Annotated in this window: 17 protein-coding genes; 1 reads left to right on the plus strand and 16 read right to left on the minus strand. The window is 67.3% G+C overall.

What is annotated here, in order from left to right; genetic code table 11:
• Positions 1–4: 4 nt before the first annotated feature.
• Positions 5–763: an MBL fold metallo-hydrolase gene (locus CHEID_RS05305; RefSeq protein WP_112768931.1), complete on the minus strand. Its 759-nt coding sequence runs from the start codon at positions 761–763 to the stop codon at positions 5–7.
• Positions 764–918: 155 nt separating this feature from the next.
• On the opposite strand from CHEID_RS05305, the gene CHEID_RS05310 reads away from it, so the two are divergent.
• Complete coding sequence (locus tag CHEID_RS05310) at positions 919–1,788, plus strand: peptidylprolyl isomerase (protein WP_112768930.1); 870 nt, start codon at positions 919–921, stop codon at positions 1,786–1,788.
• On the opposite strand, the gene CHEID_RS05315 is transcribed toward CHEID_RS05310, so the two are convergent.
• From CHEID_RS05315 to CHEID_RS05385, 15 genes are all read right to left on the minus strand, one after another.
• Positions 1,785–4,076: a RelA/SpoT family protein gene (locus CHEID_RS05315; RefSeq protein ID WP_112768929.1), complete on the minus strand. Its 2,292-nt coding sequence runs from the start codon at positions 4,074–4,076 to the stop codon at positions 1,785–1,787. The two genes, CHEID_RS05310 and CHEID_RS05315, sit on opposite strands and share 4 nt — an antisense overlap.
• Complete coding sequence (locus CHEID_RS05320; RefSeq protein WP_112768928.1) at positions 4,073–4,648, minus strand: adenine phosphoribosyltransferase; 576 nt, start codon at positions 4,646–4,648, stop codon at positions 4,073–4,075. Before CHEID_RS05320 ends, CHEID_RS05315 begins: the two co-directional genes overlap by 4 nt.
• Positions 4,649–4,804: 156 nt before the next feature.
• On the minus strand, positions 4,805–6,451 hold the full coding sequence (locus CHEID_RS05325) for an ABC transporter substrate-binding protein (protein ID WP_181645868.1): 1,647 nt from the start codon (positions 6,449–6,451) through the stop codon (positions 4,805–4,807).
• A 1-nt stretch (position 6,452) separates the two neighbouring features.
• Entirely contained in the window at positions 6,453–9,464 is a 3,012-nt protein-coding gene (gene secD / locus CHEID_RS05330) for a protein translocase subunit SecD (RefSeq protein ID WP_181645867.1), read from the minus strand.
• Between the two features lie 110 nt (positions 9,465–9,574).
• Complete coding sequence (yajC, locus tag CHEID_RS05335; RefSeq protein WP_112768926.1) at positions 9,575–9,844, minus strand: preprotein translocase subunit YajC; 270 nt, start codon at positions 9,842–9,844, stop codon at positions 9,575–9,577.
• Positions 9,845–9,895: 51 nt separating this feature from the next.
• Positions 9,896–10,987 (minus strand): Holliday junction branch migration DNA helicase RuvB, encoded by a 1,092-nt coding sequence (gene ruvB, locus CHEID_RS05340; RefSeq protein ID WP_112768925.1) that lies wholly within the window; start codon positions 10,985–10,987, stop codon positions 9,896–9,898.
• Positions 10,984–11,610 (minus strand): Holliday junction branch migration protein RuvA, encoded by a 627-nt coding sequence (gene ruvA, locus CHEID_RS05345; protein ID WP_112768924.1) that lies wholly within the window; start codon positions 11,608–11,610, stop codon positions 10,984–10,986. The genes ruvB and ruvA overlap by 4 nt, the downstream gene beginning before the upstream one ends.
• Complete coding sequence (ruvC, locus tag CHEID_RS05350; protein ID WP_112768923.1) at positions 11,607–12,161, minus strand: crossover junction endodeoxyribonuclease RuvC; 555 nt, start codon at positions 12,159–12,161, stop codon at positions 11,607–11,609. The genes ruvA and ruvC overlap by 4 nt, the downstream gene beginning before the upstream one ends.
• Before the next feature lie 69 nt (positions 12,162–12,230).
• A complete protein-coding gene (locus CHEID_RS05355) occupies positions 12,231–12,983 on the minus strand; it encodes a YebC/PmpR family DNA-binding transcriptional regulator (protein ID WP_112768922.1) in 753 nt (250 codons plus the stop codon).
• Positions 12,984–13,091: 108 nt separating this feature from the next.
• Positions 13,092–13,682 carry a pyridoxal 5'-phosphate synthase glutaminase subunit PdxT gene (gene pdxT, locus CHEID_RS05360; protein WP_112768921.1) on the minus strand — a complete coding sequence of 197 codons (591 nt, stop codon included), beginning with the start codon at positions 13,680–13,682 and terminating at the stop codon, positions 13,092–13,094.
• Positions 13,683–13,753: 71 nt separating this feature from the next.
• Complete coding sequence (locus tag CHEID_RS05365; protein ID WP_112768920.1) at positions 13,754–14,686, minus strand: acyl-CoA thioesterase; 933 nt, start codon at positions 14,684–14,686, stop codon at positions 13,754–13,756.
• A gap of 35 nt (positions 14,687–14,721) precedes the next feature.
• Positions 14,722–15,702 (minus strand): pyridoxal 5'-phosphate synthase lyase subunit PdxS, encoded by a 981-nt coding sequence (pdxS, locus tag CHEID_RS05370; protein WP_273660954.1) that lies wholly within the window; start codon positions 15,700–15,702, stop codon positions 14,722–14,724.
• A 75-nt stretch (positions 15,703–15,777) separates the two neighbouring features.
• The gene (locus tag CHEID_RS05375; protein ID WP_112768919.1) at positions 15,778–16,257 is read right to left on the minus strand and encodes a hypothetical protein; all 480 of its coding nucleotides are present in this window, start codon (positions 16,255–16,257) and stop codon (positions 15,778–15,780) included.
• On the minus strand, positions 16,254–17,444 hold the full coding sequence (locus CHEID_RS05380; protein ID WP_112768918.1) for a glycosyltransferase family 4 protein: 1,191 nt from the start codon (positions 17,442–17,444) through the stop codon (positions 16,254–16,256). The genes CHEID_RS05375 and CHEID_RS05380 overlap by 4 nt, the downstream gene beginning before the upstream one ends.
• Positions 17,441–18,418, minus strand: coding sequence for a phosphatidylinositol mannoside acyltransferase (locus CHEID_RS05385; RefSeq protein WP_181645871.1), 978 nt, complete (start codon positions 18,416–18,418; stop codon positions 17,441–17,443). Before CHEID_RS05385 ends, CHEID_RS05380 begins: the two co-directional genes overlap by 4 nt.
• Positions 18,419–18,420: the final 2 nt, after the last annotated feature.

Here is an 18,420-nt window from a genome sequence, read left to right on the forward strand (position 1 = left end):
CTCACTATAGGGGCTGGCCCTGCAGGTAGGGATTGCTGGCCTTCTCCTCGCCGATGGTGGTCTGGGGGCCGTGACCGGGTAAGACGATGTCTCCGTCCGCGAAGGTTTGCCGCAGGCGGCGCAGGGAATCCGCCATATCCGCCGGGTTGGAAAGCGGCAGGTCCGTGCGGCCGATGGATTGCCGGAAGAGCACGTCACCGCCGAGGATGTGCCCGTTGCGGCGGTACATCACCGATCCCGGGGAGTGCCCGGGCATGTGGTGGACTTCCCACTGCTCCCCGCCGAGGGTGGCGGTATCCCCTAGCTCTCGCAGGTCCGCGATGGGGCCCATGTGGTCGGTGTCGAAGAGCATGGCGAGTTCGGGGCCGAGGAATTCGGGGTGCTGGGCCATGGGGATGTCCGCCGCGTGCAGGTAGACGGGGGCGCCGAGGAGGTGCGCGTCGCGCATGTGGTCGATGTGCCCGTGTGTGAGGTAGACCGCGTCAATCCGGCAGTGGAGCTGGTCCGCGATGCGCTGGATCACCGGTGCGGATCCCATGCCGGGGTCCACGACGCTCATGGACTGTGGGGATGTGGTGGTCGGTGCGGAGGTGGTTGGGCTTGCGGTGGCCGGGGCGGGCGGTTGTTCTATATACGACGCCACCTCCGCCGGGTCCACGGGTTCAGCGAAGAGCAGATAGCAGTTCGTTTGCAATGGGCCGGCAGCGAAACCGATCATTGTGGTCCGTGCGCTGGCATCTGGCGAAACTTCGGGCTGCGTCATAGTGGCCCCCAGGCTAGTCCACGGGCGGGGTCCACCGGGGCGGGGCGGACCTAGCGGGCTGCGAGCATGGGGCATAATGGCCAAGTTATGCCTTGCGGCGGATCGACCGCCTGTTGGGGCCCCGTGGACAAGTCGATGATGTGTGAGGACGTGTGATGGCCACCAGCGACAAGCGCGAGATGGTGAACGCCGACCGGCGGGACGAGGCTCTGCGCAAACTGGATCAATCTTTGAAGAAGGCCCAGCGACGGGAGCGATTGGCTCCCCTGGGGGTGGCCATCGCCACCCTGGCCACCCTGGCCCTGCTGCTGGGCAGCATCGGCTTCCTGGCGACCCGTAGCAGTTCCGATCAGGAGGATTCGGCACAATCGGCGGCTTCCAGCTCCTCGGAGACCCCAAGCACCGCCGCCCTGCCCAAAGGGCCCAAGCAGCCCTACCCGGCCAGCGTGCAGTGCGACTACTCCAGCAGCGGGGATGCCGCCAAGCCGGTGAGCGCACCGGACGGGGCCAACGTGACGACCTCCGGCACCACGAAGGTCACCATCAAGACCTCCCAGGGGGACATTCCCGTGGAGGTCAACGCCGGCCAGTCTCCCTGTACCGCCAACTCCTTCCTGCACTTGGTGAAGGAGAAGTTCTTTGACGATACGGTGTGCCACCGTCACGTGAAGTCCGAGGGCCTGGGCATCCTGCAGTGCGGCGATCCGACCGGCTCCGGCTCCGGGGGGCCGGGTTACAAGTTCAAGGACGAGTTCCCCACTAACGGGGTGGATCCGCAGGAAGCGCAACAGCCGGCGAAGTACCCGCGCGGCACGCTGGCGATGGCCAATGCGGGCCCGGACACTAACGGGTCCCAGTTCTTCCTGGTCCACACCGACAGCACGCTTCCCCCGAAGTACAACATCTTCGGGACCATCAGCCCCGAGGGTTTGGAGACCCTGCAGAAAATCTCGGACGCCGCCCCCGAGGGCGATGCCAAGCCTGCCCAGGAGGTGCGGATCACGTCCGCCGCGGTGGATTCCTAGCCGCCGGAGGTCACCCGGTACACGTCGAAGACGCCTTCGATGTTGCGGAGCTGGTTCATGAGGTACCCCAGTTGCTTGGTGTCGGAGACCTCGAAGGTGAAGCGGATTACGGCCACACGGTCCTCCGACGTGTGCGAGCTGGTGGCGTTGATCGGCACCTTTTGGTCGGAAATGACCCGGGTGACCTCGGAGAGCAGCCCGTTGCGGTCCAGGCCCTCGATCTGGATGGTGACGAGGAACACGGCGTTCTTCCAGGAGGAAGCCCAGGAGACCTCGATAATCCGCTGCGGCTCGCTGTGCAGTTTTTCCGCGTTGGTGCAGTCCGTGCGATGCACGGAGATGCCCCCGCCCTTCGTGATGAACCCGAAGATGGTGTCCCCCGGCACCGGGGTGCAGCACTTGGCCAGCTTTGCGGAGAAGTCCGACTGCCCCTGAACGAGAATGCCGGAGCCATCCCCCCGGCCCTCCTGCACCGTATTGGCCAACCGGGAGGTCGTCCCCCGGGATGCCACCGCCCGGGAGCGGGTGGCCGCCAGCACCTCTTCGGCGTCCTCCTCGGCCCGGAAGTGCTCCATGAGCTTGGACGTGACGTGGTCCACCGACAGGTCCGACCGGCCGATGGCGGTGTAGAGCGCGTCCACATCCGCATAATGCAGCTCGCTGGCCAAAGAGCGAAGGGCTTCCGGCGTGAATAGCCGGTGCATGGGCAGGCCCCCGCGCTTGATGGCCGCGGCGAGCATGTCGCGACCCTTCTCCAGGGCCTCCTCGCGTCGCTCCTTGGCGAACCACTGCCGGATCTTCGCCTTCGCCCGGGGGGAACCAACGAAGTTCATCCAGTCCTTGCTGGGCCCGGCCTGCTGATCCTTTGAGGTGAAGATCTCCACCTTGTCCCCGGTCTTCAGCGTGGATTCCAGGGCTACGAGCTTGCCGTTGACCTTCGCGCCGATGCACCGGTGCCCCACCTCCGTGTGCACCGCGTAGGCGAAGTCCACCGGCGTGGAATTGGAGGGCAGTGTGATCGCATCCCCCTTGGGGGTGAACACGAAAATCTGGTTCGTGGACAGGTCGTAGCGCAGCGAATCGAGGAATTCGTTGGGGTCTGCGGCCTCCTTCTGCCAGTCCAGGAGCTGGCGCATCCACGCCATCTGGTCGACTTCCTCGGCACTGCCCTTGTGCGAGCCGCGGGTCTCCTTGTACCGCCAATGGGCGGCGATGCCGAACTCCGCGTTGTGGTGCATCTCGTGGGTGCGAATCTGGATTTCCAGGGGCTTGGCATCGGGGCCGATGACGGTGGTGTGCAAAGACTTGTACACCCCAAATCGGGGCTGGGAGATGTAGTCCTTAAACCGGCCCGGCATCGGCTGGTACAGGGAGTGCACGGCCCCCACCGCCGCATAGCAGTCCCGCACACTGTCCACGAGGATGCGGATGCCCACCAGGTCGAAAATCTCGTCAAAGTCCCGGCCCCGCACGATCATCTTTTGGTAGATGGACCAGTAGTGCTTGGGCCGGCCCACCACCTCCGCGGCCACGTTGGAGGCGGCCATATTCGCCTCGATCTCTGCCTTGACCTGCGCGATGTACTGATCGCGCTTGGGGGCCCGGTCGGCGACAAGGCGAACGATCTCCAAGTACTTCTTCGGGTACAGGATCGCGAAGGAGAGGTCCTCCAGCTCCCACTTCACCGTGGCCATTCCCAGCCGGTGGGCCAGGGGCGCGATGACCTCCAAGGTCTGGCGGGCCTTCTTGGCCTGCTTCTCCGGCGGCAAAAAACGCATGGTACGCATGTTGTGCAGCCGGTCGGCCACCTTGATCACCAGGACCCGCGGGTCATGGGCCATGGCCACGATCATCTTGCGGATGGTCTCTGCCTCCGCCGCCGAGCCGAGGGCCACCTTGTCCAGCTTGGTCACGCCGTCCACGAGGCGGGCGACCTCCGCACCGAAGTCCTCCGTCAGCTCCTCGAGGGAGTAGTCCGTGTCCTCCACCGTGTCGTGCAACAGGGCCGCGACGAGGGTGGTGGTGTCCATGCCAATTTCCGCAGCGATGGTGGCGACCGCCAGGGGGTGGGTGATGTAGGGCTCCCCCGACTTGCGATAGACCCCCTCGTGCAGGCGCTCGGCTGTGGCGTACGCCCGGTTGAGGGCGTCCACATCCGCCTTCGGGTGGAATTTACGGTGGATGACCACAAGGGGTCCCAACACCGGGTTGACCTTGGCCTTACTGGTCCCCGTCAGGGTGCGGGCGATCCGCGCCGCCATCCACAGGGACCCGCGATCCTGGCTCATTGCTCCTCCGCTCCCCCGCTACCGGCGACATACAACGGCAGGTCGGCGAAGTGCTTGCGACCGCCCAAACCCTGCACTTCCAGGACCACAGCGAGGGCGACGACGCCAGCACCGGCGCGCTCCAAAAGCTCCCGAGAGGCCCGCAAGGTCCCGCCGGTGGCGAGGACGTCGTCCACGAGGATGATCCGCTTACCCTCCAGCGGAATCCCGGAGGCCGGAATCTCCAGGGCCGCGGAACCATACTCCAAGTCGTATTCCACGCGGTGTACTGGCGGCGGGAGCTTGCCGCCCTTACGTATCGCCAGGATTCCCAGCCCCAGCTCGAGGGCCACTGCGCTGCCCAGCAGAAAGCCCCTGGCGTCCAACCCCCCAATGAGATCCGCATCGAACGAGCGGCAAAAGGCGGTGAGATCCCCAACCACCTGGGCGAATGCATCGGGGTCCGCAAGCACCGGCGTAAGATCCTCAAAGACGATGCCGGGCTGGGGAAAATCCGGGACGACGCGGGTCAATCGACGAAGCGCGTCCGCAGCGGCGCCAGGAGTGCTGGTGGGGTGGGGGGAATACGGCACGGTATCAGGGCACCTCCATTGTCGTCATCGGCCGGGGGATCGTTGCGTCAGCGCGGCGTCGGTGGCGGCCATCCGCCAACGGAAGGCGGTAGACCCACGATAGTAGAACCCCGCCAGCCGCGATGCTGGGTGTACGGCGCCGGGGGGTTGGAACACTCAGATCGCACCCGGGTTTCCCTCGGGGCTCGGCGGCTTCGGCACCGGCTCGGATTGACGCTGCCAGCGGTCCATGTTCCAGCTCAAGCCGGTCTCCCCGGGGTTGTCCACCACGCCCGCGATGTGCTGTTCCACAGCAACGGCGCGCGGCTCGTTGACCAGCGGGAGGGTCTCTGCCGCATCCGCAAGGGTGCGTTCCGCATCCCGCACCTTGTCCAGCGGGGCCGTGGCGGGCACGTCCGTGGTGGGGTTGCGGCCGAAGGAGCTGGTGGTGGTGAGCAGGGCCTCATAGTCGGTTCCCAGGGTGCCGGGGTGGGCGGCGTCCACCTCCACCGGGCGGATGGTCACCCCTCCTGCCGCGCAGCTACGGGTGATGTTTTGCACCATCGCGGCGTAGCGGGGGACCTCCTTGAGGTAGCCGATGCGCACGGTCGTGCCGTCCAACTGCTGCTTGGTGCGATTGGGGTCCACGGCGGTGTTGGCCTCGGCGACGTCCTTCAACCGCGGGGCCAGGGGATCCGTGGGCGCGAGGATGCGCAAGCCCACGGGTTGCACCTCCACGCCGGTGGCGGCCTTCACCTCCCCGGCGATGGAGCCCCGATCGATGCAGGCACCGAGGGCGCGGCGGGCCTCTGGGGAAGCGAGCGCCCCCGCATCCTCCAGGCGCAACAGGTCCACCCGGGAACCCGCGGTCTTCCGCGTGCGGAAGTTGGGAGCGTTGAGCTCCTGGGCGGCGAAGTCCGTGGTGGCCGCGGCGTCTGCCACGACGAGGTGATCATCGTGGGCCAGGCCCTTGAGCTCGGAGCCCACGGGATGCAGAAAGACCCTGCGCTCCTGGGGTGGATCGGCCTTCCAGTTGGGGTTGGGTTCCAAGGTCAGCGTGCCATCCTGGGCGCGGGAGCTCACGCGGTAGGGGCCGAAGGTGGGCACCTCGCTGGGGTCCGTCTGTCCGAGGTCGAAGGTGTTGCGCCACTGCTCGGCGATGGGTTCGAGCTGGGCCGGCGCCTCGGACTGGAGCGCGCCGACGATGTCCGGGACCTCCGCGCGCTGGGCCACGGTATGGGCGGGCAGGACGGTCCCCGCGCTGAACAGCTCCCGGAAGCGGCCGCCGAAGCCCTCCTTAAAGGTCACACTAAAGTGCTTGTCTTGGTCCTGGCAGGCCACGGACTGCACCTGGCGGGCCATGGGCATGTCCGCGCCGAATTGGGCCGCGTTCTGCCCGGCTGTGACCGCAAGCAGGAAGTCCGTACAGGTCACCGGGGTGCCGTCAGAATAGGTGGCCTTGTCGCTGACCTGGTAGTCCACGGTCTGCGGGTCCTCCGGGCGAGGCGTAGCGGTCAGCAGGTCCGGGTTGGGCAGCAACTGGCCGTTGGGGCCCGTGATGAAGGCGCCCGGGTACAGGCGGGCGGAGACCTTTGCCGCGTCCGTCATCACCCCCAGTTGGGAGGCGGCATTGGTGGTGACGATCGGCAGGGCCAGGCTGTAGCCAAACTCCGGGTCGGAGCCGCCGAACCCGTCCACGGGATTGCCGGAACCGCAGGCACTCAGCCCGTCGGCTGCCGCCACGCCAAGGGTTAGGGTCGCCGCGAGGACGGCGGCCCGGCGGGTGGGGTGCGAGGCGGTTACTGGGGTGCGTGGCGAGTCCATGTCACATCCCCGGGCGCCAGGAACGGCCATCGCCGATCTCCCCGCGATCGGCGCGGGGGAAGCTGACCTTGCGCGCCCCGGCATCGGCGTCCTCCTCCTCGGGCTCCGGCCGCCTCCCCGGCTTCGATCCGGCGGTCTCGACGTCGGTTAACCGTTCGGGCTCCTCCTGCGCGCGGGGACCATCGGCCGCTTCCGCGTCGGGCTGTGCTGCGCGCTCGCTGGGCCCGGCTCCGGCTCGGGCGCGCCGGACCTTTTCATCGTGGCGGCGGTATGCGGCGCTCCGGGCCTTCATCGTCACCAGCAGCGGCGCGGCAAAGAGGATGGAGCTGAACGTTCCGGCGATCACGCCGATGAACTGGACGAGGGCCAGGTCCTTGAGGGTGCCCACGCCCATGAGGCCCACGGCGATGACGAGCAGAGAGGCGATGGGAACCAGCGAGAACACGGAGGTGTTGATCGAGCGCATGATGGTTTGGTTCACCGCCAGGTTCACCTGCTCCGCGTAGGTCGCGCGCGTGGAGTTGAACAGGCCCGTGGTGTTCTCGTGGACCTTGTCGAAGACCACGACCGTGTCGTACAGGGAGTAGGCCAGGATGGTCAGCAGGCCGATGACCGTCGCCGGGGAGACCTCGAAGCCGACCAGGGAGTAGATCCCGGACACCACGGTGAGATCCACCAGCACCGTGATGATGGCGGATAGGGCCATGTCCCAGCGCATGCGGATGGCGATGTACACGAACACCAGCGCCAGGAAGGCCCCGAGAGCCAGGAGCATCCGGTTGGTGATGGTCTTGCCCCATGATTCGGACACGGTCGAATCGTTGATGGCGTTCTCGTTGACCTCACCGCGGGAATTCTTCGGCTGGTACTTATCGAACAGCGCCGAACGGGCCTTGGTGATCTGGTCGTCGCTAAGGCGTTCGGAGGTGATTTCCACTACCCGCCCGGTGCCGCTGCCCACGGTCTGCACGGTCTGCGGTTGCACCCCGGTGGCCTCCCGGAAGGTCTGGGAGACCGAGCTTTCCGCGATCTCTCCATTGGGGGGCATGCTGATGCGGGTGCCACCGGCAAAGTCGATGCCGGGGGTAAATCCGCGCAGGGCAATGGTCAACACGCAGCCGATGAGCACTGCGGCCAGGGCGGCGTACCAACGCCGACGCTGGGGCACGATGGGCAGATTCGCCTCCCCGTTGGCCACCCGCTCGAGGAATCCGGGGGCTTTCTTGCCTCCGGTTGCCTTCTCACCCTCACGCTCACGTCGGTCCGCGCCGGAGAAGCGGCGGGCCGCCCGCATTGCAGATCCCAGCCCGTTGAGCCGGGGCTGGGCCAGGGCCGGCTTGCGGGACAGCAGGATGAGCAGGGGCGCGGTAACGGTGAAGGCGATGAAGATGTCGAACAGCGTGGTCAGACCCAGGGTGAAGGCAAAGCCCTTCACCTCCCCGACCGCCAGGAAGTACAGGATGACAGCGGCGATGAGGGACACGAAGTTACCCGTCACGATGGTCTTGCGGGCGCGCCGCCAGGCCCGCGGAACCGCCGAGCGGAAGGTGGCACCCTGGTGGATCTCGTCCTTGATGCGCTCGAAGTACACCACGAAGGAGTCCGCCGTGGTGCCGATACCGATGATCAACCCGGCGATACCGGCGAGGTCCAGGCTGTAGCCAATCCACCGTCCGAGTAGGACGAGGGCAGCGTAGACCAGGGAAAAGCTGGCGACGAGGGAGACGATGGCCACGCCTCCCAGCCCGCGGTAGTACCACAGGGCATACAGGGAGACCAGGGCCAGGCCTACGAGGCCCGCGATGATGCCCGCCCGCAGGGAAGCGGCGCCGAGGGTGGGTGAGATGGTCGTGGCGGTGCCGCCGCTCTCCCCGTTCTCCCCAACAAAGCTCAGGGGCAGGGCACCGTAGCGCAGGTTGTTGGCCAGCGACGCGGCCTCCGCTTCAGAGAAGGACCCGGTGACCTGCGTCGCGCTCCCTGGGGGCGTCGCTTCCTGCACCTGGGGGGCGCTGATGACCTTCGAGTCCAGGGTGAAGGCGACGCGCTGGCCCTGTAGCTGCTGGCCCAGCTTGTACCAGGTCTCGCCACCCGGGGTGTCCTTGCCCGTCTTGAACTTGAAGGAGACCGCCATCTGGCTTTGTCCCTGCGGCACCCCGTGGGTGATGGGCGCGTTGTTGTCGATCAGCTCGCCGGTCAGCCGGGGCGCGTTGGGGCCCTCCTCGTAACCGTCGAGCACCGGCGCGGGACCCAAGATGACGGGTCCTTCCGGGGAACAGGTGACCAGTGGACGGGAGGGGTCATCGGCTCCGGCCAGGGGGTCCGCTTTATCGCACGAGAGCATGGCGGCAGCGGCCTGCTCCTCGTTGGGGTCCTTGGACTGGCGGATGTCCCGCAGCGTCTTGACGGCATTGTCCCGCTGCTGCTGTTCCTCCGTGCTGTTGGCAGCCTGCTTCGGGGGGTTGGTGGTCGCCGTGATCTTATCGGGGACGCCCTGGACCTGGCTCTTCTTCAACTCGGGGACGAGTTGGGCGAGCTTCGCGTTGACCTCGTCCGGGGTCATGGCGCCGCTGGAGACCATCCGGTTGGCTACGTCTTGGAGTGCCTTGGGGAGCTCCTGCGTGGGGGGTGCCGGGTTGATGACGGGCCGGAATAGCAACTGGGAGGTCTTGCCCACGGCCTTCGCCTGGCCGGCTTCGGTGCCCGGGACGGTGATCACGATGTTGTCCCCGTCGGTGACCACGCGGGCCCCGGAGACGCCCATGCCGTTGACGCGGTTCTCCATGATGTTCCGCGCCTGCTGTAGCTGATCCCCGGTGGGCCGACCGCCCTGGGGCACCAAGGTGATGCGGGTACCGCCCTGGAGGTCGATACCGACCTTCGGGGTGGGGGTGCGGTCCCCGGTGAACATGATCAGCGCGACGAGGCCGATGAGTACCGCGGCGAACAGCGCCAATGCTCGTTTGGGCCAGATAGCCGCCGGGGCCTTGCGGCCTCTGCTCCGGGCTTTTGCCACGAGGTTCGCTCCTTGTGCAGGTGGAGGGTAGTAACCCAGCGATAGTAGCGCGTGGGCGGGTCCCGGGTCACCAAGGGCCGCCGCTGCGGGACTGGCAGGCCCGGGCCCGGTTAGGCCTCGGGAACGCTATCGGCGGACTTGAGCACGGCGGAGCGATCCCACGTCGTCAACACTTCCGGGGCGATTTCCAGCTCCACGCTGCTGGCCTCCACATTGCGGACGGTCGCGTGCAGCCCCGAGGTCAGTTGCACACGCATGCCGGGTTCCAACGCCGCCTGGAACGCCCGGATCTCCTTGAACCGCTTGTTCTGCCGCCACATCTGCAGAACCGGGAAGATGAGGAAGACGAGCAGGAGCAGGAGCAAAAGGATCGGATTCATGGCCCACAGTGTGCCATAAACCCCTTAGCCCCCACCTCGAGGTCCGGTGGCCTACTCGCCCGGTGCCTCCGGGGGCGCGGTGAGCCCCATATGACGCCAGGCCCGCACGGTGGCCACGCGTCCCCGCGGGGTTCGGGCGATCATGCCGGCCCGGACGAGGTAGGGCTCGCAGACCTCCTCCACGGTGGAGGGCTCCTCCCCCACCGCCAGGGCCAGGGTGCTCACCCCCACGGGACCGCCGCCGTGACCTCGAACGAGGGCGTCCAACACCCCCCGGTCCAGCCTGTCGAGGCCCAGGTCATCCACGTCGAACACCACGAGGGCTTCCCGAGCCACGGCGAGGGTGACCTCCCCTGCGGTGTTGACATCCGCGAAGTCCCGCACCCGCCGCAGCAGGCGGTTGGCGATTCTCGGCGTGCCCCGGCTGCGCGAGGCCACCTCCCGGGCGGCCTCCGGGGTGATGTCCACACCGAGAATTCCGGCGGTGCGGGTGACCACCTCCGTCAAATCCGCCACGTCGTAGAACTCCATCTGGGCGGTGAACCCGAAGCGGTCGCGCAGCGGGCCGGTGAGCATCCCGGCCCGCGTGGTGGCTCCCACCAGTGTGAACGGAGCGATTTCGATGGGGATGGACGTGGCCCCGGGACCCTTGCCCACGATGACATCCACCCGGAAGTCCTCCATCGCCATGTACAGCATCTCCTCGGCGGGCCGGGCAATGCGGTGAATCTCGTCGATGAACAGCACATCCCCCTCCATGAGGTTGGAGAGCATGGCCGCGAGATCGCCGGCCCGCTCCAGGGCCGGACCGGAGGTCATCCGCAGCGATGTCCCCAGCTCCTGGGCGATGATCATGGCCATCGTCGTTTTTCCCAACCCCGGCGGGCCGGCCAGCAGAACGTGGTCGGGACTCACCCCACGGGCCCGCGCACCCCCCAGGACAAGGTCCAACTGGGCACGCACCTTGCGCTGGCCGATGAACTCCTCCAGGGTCTTCGGGCGCAGCGAGCCCTCCACGTCCGAATCCCCCGGCACCTGCCCCGCGCTGAGCTCCGGGCTGGGCGATAACGGCGATGGAGTTTTCGCCTCCTCCGGCAGGGAGAACTCGGTGCGCTCAATGCCGTTGTCCGCAGACCTGCTCATGGTTTGCTACCCCCTAGGATGCTCAAGGCAGTGCGCAGCAGGGCGGAGGCGGACGTCTCCGCACCGCTGCGCTCGAGGGCCGCGGCCACGGCGGCTTGGGCCTTGTTCTCGGTGAACCCCAAACCCACGAGGGCCTCCACCACCTGGGACACGAGGCCCACTGTCCCCGGTGCGGTGCCCGGTAGCTGCGCGTCGGTCGGTAGCGTCGTACCCCCCACCTCCCCGGCGGCCACCTTGTCCTTGAGATCCACGGCCATCCGCTCGGCCAGGCGCTTGCCCACCCCCGGCGCCCGCTGCAGGGCCTTGATATCCCCCTGGCTCACGGCGCGGACGATGTCCGCTGGGCTCAGCACGCTCATCACCCCCAGGGCCAGCCGCGCCCCCACCCCGGAGACCTTCTGCAGCACGCCGAACATCTCGCGCTGCTCGGAGGTGCTGAAGGCGTAGAGCGTCTGGGAGTCCTCGCGAACCACGAAGGAGGTCAACACGGTGGCCTCCTGGCCCCGGCTGAGCTCCGCGAGGGTACTTGCCGTGGCCACGCAGTGGTAGCCCACGCCGGCGCACTCGATGACCGCGTAGTCCAGCCCCTTATCGATGACGGTCCCGCGCAGTGATGCGATCATGCTGTGCCTTTCACGATGTGGTTCATGGGAGCCCGCCAGCAGTGGCAGACCGCCAAGGCCAGCGCATCGGCGGCATCGGCGGGTTTCGGCGGCTCCCCCAGGCCCAGGATGCGGGTGATCATCCGGGTCATCTGCACCTTATCGGCCCGCCCGTTGCCGCTGATGGCCTTCTTCACCTCGCTGGGGGTGTACATGTGGACCTCCGCGCCCCGTCGTGCGGAGGCGGCCATGAGCACGCCCGCCGCGTGCGCCGTGTTGATGGCGGTGGAAATATTCGAGCGCTCGAAAACACGCTCGAGGGCCACAACATCCGGGCGGTAGTCCGCCATCCACTCCTCCACAGCATCCGATAGGCGCAGCAGCCGACGGGACAGGTCCTCCTGCGCGGGGGTTCGCACCACCCCGACGGCGACCGGCAGGACCGCCCGGCCCCGACCTGCCTGAACGACCGATAGACCGCAGCGGGTGAGCCCCGGGTCAATGCCCATGACCCGCAGGCCCTCCAGGCTGGCGGGGCGGCGGGTGCCGTTGGCTGTTGGGGTGGTCACCATAACGCGGCCAAATTTAGCACATACGGTCGATTGTTCTTCTTGTGGACGCCCGGGCCCGCGCAGCGGGTGCTAGCCCTCCAACTCCGCAAGGACCGCGTCCGGGACATCCATATTCGTGTACACGTTCTGCACATCATCGGAATCCTCCAGGGCATCAATGAGGTTCATGACCCGCTTGGCCGTGGAGGCATCCGCGGGCACCTCCATGGAGGGCTTGAAGTCCGGCTCCACGGAGTCGTAGTCGATACCCGATTCCTGCAGCGCGCCGCGCACAGCCATCATGTCCCCCGGTTCGCACACCACCTCGAACTTCTCGCCGAGGTCGTTGACTTCCTCCGCACCGGCTTCGAGGACGGCCATGAGAATGTCGTCTTCCGTGTTGCCGGCCTTGTCCAACAGGGCCACGCCCTTGCGGGTGAACAGGTAGGCCACGGAACCGGCGTCCGCCATGTTCCCGCCGTTCTTATTCATCGCGGTGCGCACGTCCGTCGCGGCCCGGTTGCGGTTATCCGTCAGGCACTCGATGAGCATGGCCACGCCACCCGGGCCATAGCCCTCGTACATGATGGTCTGCCAGTCCGCGCCGCCGGCCTCTTCCCCAGAGCCGCGCTTGCGGGCCCGCTCGATGTTGTCGTTGGGCACGGAGGCCTTCTTGGCCTTGGTGATGGCATCTTGCAGCGTGGGGTTACCCGCGGGATCGCCGCCTCCGGTCCGGGCGGCGACTTCCACGTTCTTGATCAGCTTGGCGAATTCCTTGCCGCGCTTCGCGTCGTTCGCCGCCTTCTTGTGCTTCGTTGTTGCCCATTTGGAGTGGCCTGACATATGCCTCTTCGTTTCTTTGTCTTGTGCGTTATGTGCGTTCTTACGTTACTATGCCCCGCCCCTGCCGCCTGGACCCTATGGCGCGGCTCCTCCCCCTTTGTGCTCCCGCTAGCGGCTCTGCTCGACCAGCGAGAGGAAGTAGCGGTGGATGCGATCATCGCCGGTGAGCTCCGGGTGGAAGCTGGTACCAAGCACCACCCCGCTTTGCACCGCGACAACCGTGCCATCCGGCAGAGTCGCTAGCTCCTCCACGGACTCCCCAACCCGCTCGACCCGGGGGGCTCGGATGAACACCGCCTCGGTGTCCTCGGCCACGTGGGCCATGTTCAACGTCGTTTCGAAGGAGTTGACCTGTCGGCCGAAGGCATTGCGGCGCACCGAGATATCCAGGGCACCCAGGCTGTGGGCATCCGGGCGGGTGTCCAGCACATCCGTGGAGAGCATGATGAGACCCGCGCAGGTCCCGAAGGTAGGCAGGCCGGCAGCGATGGCCTCGCGCAGAGGCTCCAGCATGCCGGACAGGTCCAGCAGGCGGGAGATTGTTGTGGACTCGCCCCCGGGGATGACGAGCCCGTCCAGGCGCTGAAGGTGATCGAGTCGGCGCACGGGCGTGGGGTCCGCGCCGAGGTTGCGCAACATGTCGGTGTGCTCGGCGAAGCCGCCTTGCACGGACAGAACGCCAATGCGGGGTGTGGGCATAGGTTTGCTACTACTCCTGGTGATGCTGGTCGATGTGGCTCTGTCGCTGTGGGTCTATCGCTAGGGGTGAATCACTGTGGGTTACCGGGGGAATTGGCGGGATCCTTCCACGGCACGGTGTGCTTGCCCGGCAGCAGAGCGCGCGTCAAGCCCTCCTGCGTCACGATCGCGACGAGCTGTCCCTGGCGGTTGAAAATGCGCCCATGGGTGATCGCCCGGCCCGCGTGCGCCGACGGGGAAATCTGATCGTAGAGCAACCACTCGTCGGCGCGAAAGGGGCGCAGGAACCACATGGCGTGATCCAGCGAGGCCTCCTGGACCTGCATGTCCTCGTGCGGGACCAGCGCACTGGACAGCAAGGTCATGTCGGACATGTAGGCCAGGGTGCACACGTGCAGCGTTTCGTCGTCGGGCAGGGCTGCCTTGGACTTGAACCACACCACCTGCTGGGAGGCGGCGTACTTATTGGGTTCGTAGGAGTCCGCCGGGAGGATCCGAATGTCCCAATCGCTCCACTCCTGCAGCAAAGCGCGCCGGACGGGCGTCATATCATCCCGATCAACGACCACATCCTCGGGATCCGGGACGGCACGCATCGCATCCGAATGCTCGGGCCCCTCGTCTCCCGAGACGTGAAAACTGGCCTGCATGACGAAGATGGGCCTGCCCTCCTGAGTGGCTTCCACCGACCGGGAGCAAAAGGACCGACCGTCGCGGATGCGGGTGACCGTCAACAGGATGGGCAGATCCGAGTTGCCCGCCGCGACAAAGTAAGCGTGGAGGGAATGCACGCCGTAATCCGGCTGCACCGTGCGGGTGGCGGCGACGAGGGCCTGGGCCGCGACCTGCCCGCCGAAGGTCCGGCGCAAGGTGGAGGGAACCACCCTGCCGCGGAAGACATCCCCGTCGATGCGCTCGACATCGAGGACGTCCAGGATGCGCGGGTGGGACTGCGCGGGCCGATGCTCGCTCTGGGTTGCCCGCAGGTTATCGGCACCCACCATGCCAAAAGCCTCCCTTGTCGTGTGGGGAACGACGTCTACCAGCCGCGCTCGGCCAGACGGTGCGGCTGGGGAATGTCGTCCACGTTGAGCCCCACCATTGCCTCGCCCAGACCCCGGGACACGTCCGCGATAGTCGCAGGATCGTCGTAGTGCTGGGTGGCCTGGACGATGGACCGGGCCCGCTTCTCCGGATCCCCGGACTTGAAGATGCCGGAGCCCACAAACACACCCTCCGCACCCAACTGCATCATCATCGCAGCATCCGCGGGGGTGGCGATACCCCCGGCGGTGAACAGCACCACGGGCAGCTTCCCGGCCCGGGCGACCTCGCGCACAAGGTCGTAGGGGGCCTGAAGCTCCTTGGCGGCAACGTAGAGCTCGTCCGCGGGCATCGAGGACAGCCGGTTGATCTCCGCCCGAATGGTGCGCATGTGCGTCACCGCGTTGGAGACATCCCCGGTGCCGGCCTCCCCTTTCGAGCGGATCATCGCGGCGCCCTCGTTGATGCGGCGCAGGGCCTCCCCGAGGTTCGTCGCACCACAGACGAAGGGCACGGTGAAGCCGAACTTGTCGATGTGATTGCGGTAATCGGCCGGGGTCAGCACCTCCGATTCGTCGATGAAGTCCACCCCCAGCGACTGCAGGACCTGGGCCTCCACGAAGTGGCCAATGCGGGCCTTGGCCATCACGGGGATGGACACGGCATCGATGATGCCCTCGATCATGTCCGGATCGGACATGCGGGAAACCCCACCCTGGGCGCGGATGTCCGCGGGCACTCGTTCGAGCGCCATCACGGCGGTAGCACCGGCATCTTCGGCGATCTTGGCCTGCTCGGGGGTCACCACATCCATGATGACGCCACCCTTGAGCATGTCCGCCAGCCCGCGCTTGACGCGGCCGGTGCCGGTGGCCTGCTGCGCGGGCGGCTCGGTGGAAAAACCGGAGGCCGGGGCGGAGGACGCGGCGGTGTAGGAGGACTCTTCGGTCACGGCAGATACATTCCCGTCTGTCACAGGGACTACTTACGATTAGAACTACGGATAGTCTAACTGGTCTATTCCCGGCCCCGGCATGCTGCCCCGGCGCAGCTAGGGCTGTTCTCCTGCGGAGAGCGCCTCGTAGAACTCCGGCAGGGGCGCCGAACCGGCCAAGTGCAACGCGTGGACCACTGCCCGGGAACGCACCGTGCGGGTATCGGCCACGGCATCGTTGTAGAACCGCGCGGCCAGGTCCACCCGGGTGGAGGCATCCACAAAGGCGGGATGGGCCAACGTCTCCGCCGTCAATCGCCGCAGCATTCCGTTTTCCACATCGGAACGCGCCCCCATATCCGTGGCGCGCAGGGGCACGCGGCTCACCTGGGAGGACATCCCCGCCAGCTCCGGCTGGACCGCCCCAATAACCGCCGCCCGGGCCGCCAGGGCCCCCTCCAGGCTGATGCGGGCGGAGTCCGTGCGAATATGCAACCGATTGAGCCGGGTGGCAATCCCGCTGGCCCACATGCCTGCCACCACGGCGAGGACGAGCAGCACCAGAGCCAGGAGAACCCACAGGGGAAGCTGGATCACGTCAACGTCACCTTTCTAGCGGGGCGAACGACCGTGTCGTAGACCTGCTCCACCCGCGTGGTCACACTCTCCCAATCGAAATCCACGCTGCGCTGGCGCCCGCGCTCCGCCAGGGCCCGTCGCCCCTCCGGGTCTGAGAGCAGCTCGATAAGCCGGTCCCCCAACTCGTGGGAGTTGCCGTTGGGGAAGTGCACGGCGGCGCGGCCGTGATCGGATACCGCCGTGAACGCCGGCAGGTCGCTGCTGACCACCGCGGCCCCCGCGGCCATCGCCTCCACCAGCACAATGCCAAAGCTCTCCCCGCCCGTGTTGGGGGCCACGTAGATGTCGCTGGCCGCCAGGGCCGCCGCCTTGTCCGCGTCGCTCACCCGCCCCAGAATGCGCACGCCTCCCGGCCTGGGGCCAGCCGCCCCGGCGGGCCCCACCTGTCCCACGGGCTCCAGCCCTTCCGTGTGCCGCAGGCCCATCGCGCGGATGCGGTTGACCAGCCCGGGGATGGATCCGCCACCGGCGATGACGAGCTCCACCGTGGGATGTTGAGCCAAGATCCGGGGCATGGCGTCCAAAAGCACCCCCAGGCCCTTGCGCGGCTCATCGAATCGACCCAGGAACATGATCCGCGGGCACCCCGGCGGCAGGCCCGCCAACGGTTGCGCACTGCGATAGGCCCCCGTCGCCACCCCGTTCGGCACCAACACGGGATCCCCGGCGAGCATCTCCACCTGCCAGCGCCGGGCCTCCTCCGAGACCGCGATGCCGCCCTGAATCCGCTCCAGCATTGGGCGCAGGACCGGCAGGGCCACCCGCAGCACGCGGGACTGACTCGCGCTGGCGTGATAGGTGGCCACGATGGGCCCCTCCACCTGTGCGAGGGTCAGCATGGAATAGGAGGGCGAATTCGGTTCGTGAATGTGCACCACATCGAACTGCCCGGCCCGGATCCACCGCCGGATTCGGTGGGCGGTGCGCGGCCCGAAGCTCAGCCGAGCCACCGACCCGTTGTAGCGAATGGGGATGGAGGCTCCCCCCAGCTCCACGAAGGGCGGCAAACCCTCCCGCAGCCTGCCGGGGCCGATGAGGCTGACGTGATGGCCGCGGCGCAGCAGCTCCTCGCACAGCTCGATCGCGTGGTTTTGCACCCCACCGGGCTCGTCGAAGGAGTAGGGGCAGACCATGCCGATTCTCATGCGCCGGCCCCCTGTTCTCCCTCGGCCACCCGGGTACGGGCGGAGTCGGACACATCCGCCAACCACACCTTCTGCAGCATGTGCCAGTCCTCGGGCCAGCGCGCGATATTCGCGGCAAAGCCATCGGCAATCGCCTGGGTCATCGCCGTCACGGCCTCCCGCGAGCCATCGGATGCGCTCGCGATCCCCGCGACGTCGATCTCCTCCCCCACAAGCATCCGCCAGGCAGAGCCCTCAAACGCGATGTGCACGACGTGCAGGGCGGCGCCGCAATTCAGAGCGAGCCGCGCCGGACCGGTGGGCAGCGCCGCGGGCTCCCCGAAGAAGTCCACCACCACCCCGCGGCCGGTGAGGTCGCGCTCCCCCAGCAGACATACGGTCCCCCCGGAGCGCAGCACCTCCTCCAGCCGCTGCATCGGCGGTTGCTCCCCGCCGGACAGCGCCAGCACCTCGAAGCCCAGGGATTTCCGGTAGTTCACGAAGGCCTCGAACAGGCTCTCCGGCCGCAGCCGCTCCGCCACCGTGGCGAACGTGCCAAAGGCGTGCACGAGGTACACCCCGGCCATGTCCCAGTTGCCGGTGTGGGGCAGGGCGAGGATCACGCCGCGCCCGGAGGAGATGGAGCGTTCGAGGCGCCGCACGGAGGTTTCATCAATGCACGTGCTTAGCCGCTCCCCCAGGTCGGAACGCTGCACGAGGATCGGGAGTTGGAAGGCTTCGCGCCAGTAGCGCAGATAGGAGCGCATGGCGCGGCGCACAAGATCCCTGGTCACGTTCTCCGGCCCCACCACTCTGGCGAGGTTGCGGCGCAATTGTTCCGGCCCTTTTCCCCTTTTGGACGCCAGATCCGCGAGCGCGTCAAACAGTCTCCGCGCCACGCTTTGGGGCAGCCGGGCGGTCAGAGCCCAGCCCGCGCGGTAACCGGCCGCGGAGAGATCGGCGCGGGTGATGTCCGGGAACCCAACCCACCCCACGG

Origin of the sequence: Corynebacterium heidelbergense (assembly GCF_028609845.1) — a bacterium.
Classification (GTDB): Bacteria; Actinomycetota; Actinomycetes; order Mycobacteriales; family Mycobacteriaceae; genus Corynebacterium; species Corynebacterium heidelbergense.

What these genes read in the sequence shown, in the direction of transcription:
- yajC (WP_112768926.1), bottom strand. Translation starts at nt 9,844, where the DNA reads ATGAATCCGATCCTTTTGCTCCTGCTCCTGCTCGTCTTCCTCATCTTC.
- CHEID_RS05305 (WP_112768931.1), bottom strand. Translation starts at nt 763, where the DNA reads ATGACGCAGCCCGAAGTTTCGCCAGATGCCAGCGCACGGACCACAATG.
- CHEID_RS05310 (WP_112768930.1), top strand. Translation starts at nt 919, where the DNA reads ATGGCCACCAGCGACAAGCGCGAGATGGTGAACGCCGACCGGCGGGAC.
- CHEID_RS05380 (WP_112768918.1), bottom strand. Translation starts at nt 17,444, where the DNA reads ATGAGAATCGGCATGGTCTGCCCCTACTCCTTCGACGAGCCCGGTGGG.
- ruvA (WP_112768924.1), bottom strand. Translation starts at nt 11,610, where the DNA reads ATGATCGCATCACTGCGCGGGACCGTCATCGATAAGGGGCTGGACTAC.
- CHEID_RS05355 (WP_112768922.1), bottom strand. Translation starts at nt 12,983, where the DNA reads ATGTCAGGCCACTCCAAATGGGCAACAACGAAGCACAAGAAGGCGGCG.
- CHEID_RS05365 (WP_112768920.1), bottom strand. Translation starts at nt 14,686, where the DNA reads ATGGTGGGTGCCGATAACCTGCGGGCAACCCAGAGCGAGCATCGGCCC.
- CHEID_RS05325 (WP_181645868.1), bottom strand. Translation starts at nt 6,451, where the DNA reads ATGGACTCGCCACGCACCCCAGTAACCGCCTCGCACCCCACCCGCCGG.
- pdxT (WP_112768921.1), bottom strand. Translation starts at nt 13,682, where the DNA reads ATGCCCACACCCCGCATTGGCGTTCTGTCCGTGCAAGGCGGCTTCGCC.
- CHEID_RS05315 (WP_112768929.1), bottom strand. Translation starts at nt 4,076, where the DNA reads ATGAGCCAGGATCGCGGGTCCCTGTGGATGGCGGCGCGGATCGCCCGC.
- ruvB (WP_112768925.1), bottom strand. Translation starts at nt 10,987, where the DNA reads ATGAGCAGGTCTGCGGACAACGGCATTGAGCGCACCGAGTTCTCCCTG.
- ruvC (WP_112768923.1), bottom strand. Translation starts at nt 12,161, where the DNA reads ATGGTGACCACCCCAACAGCCAACGGCACCCGCCGCCCCGCCAGCCTG.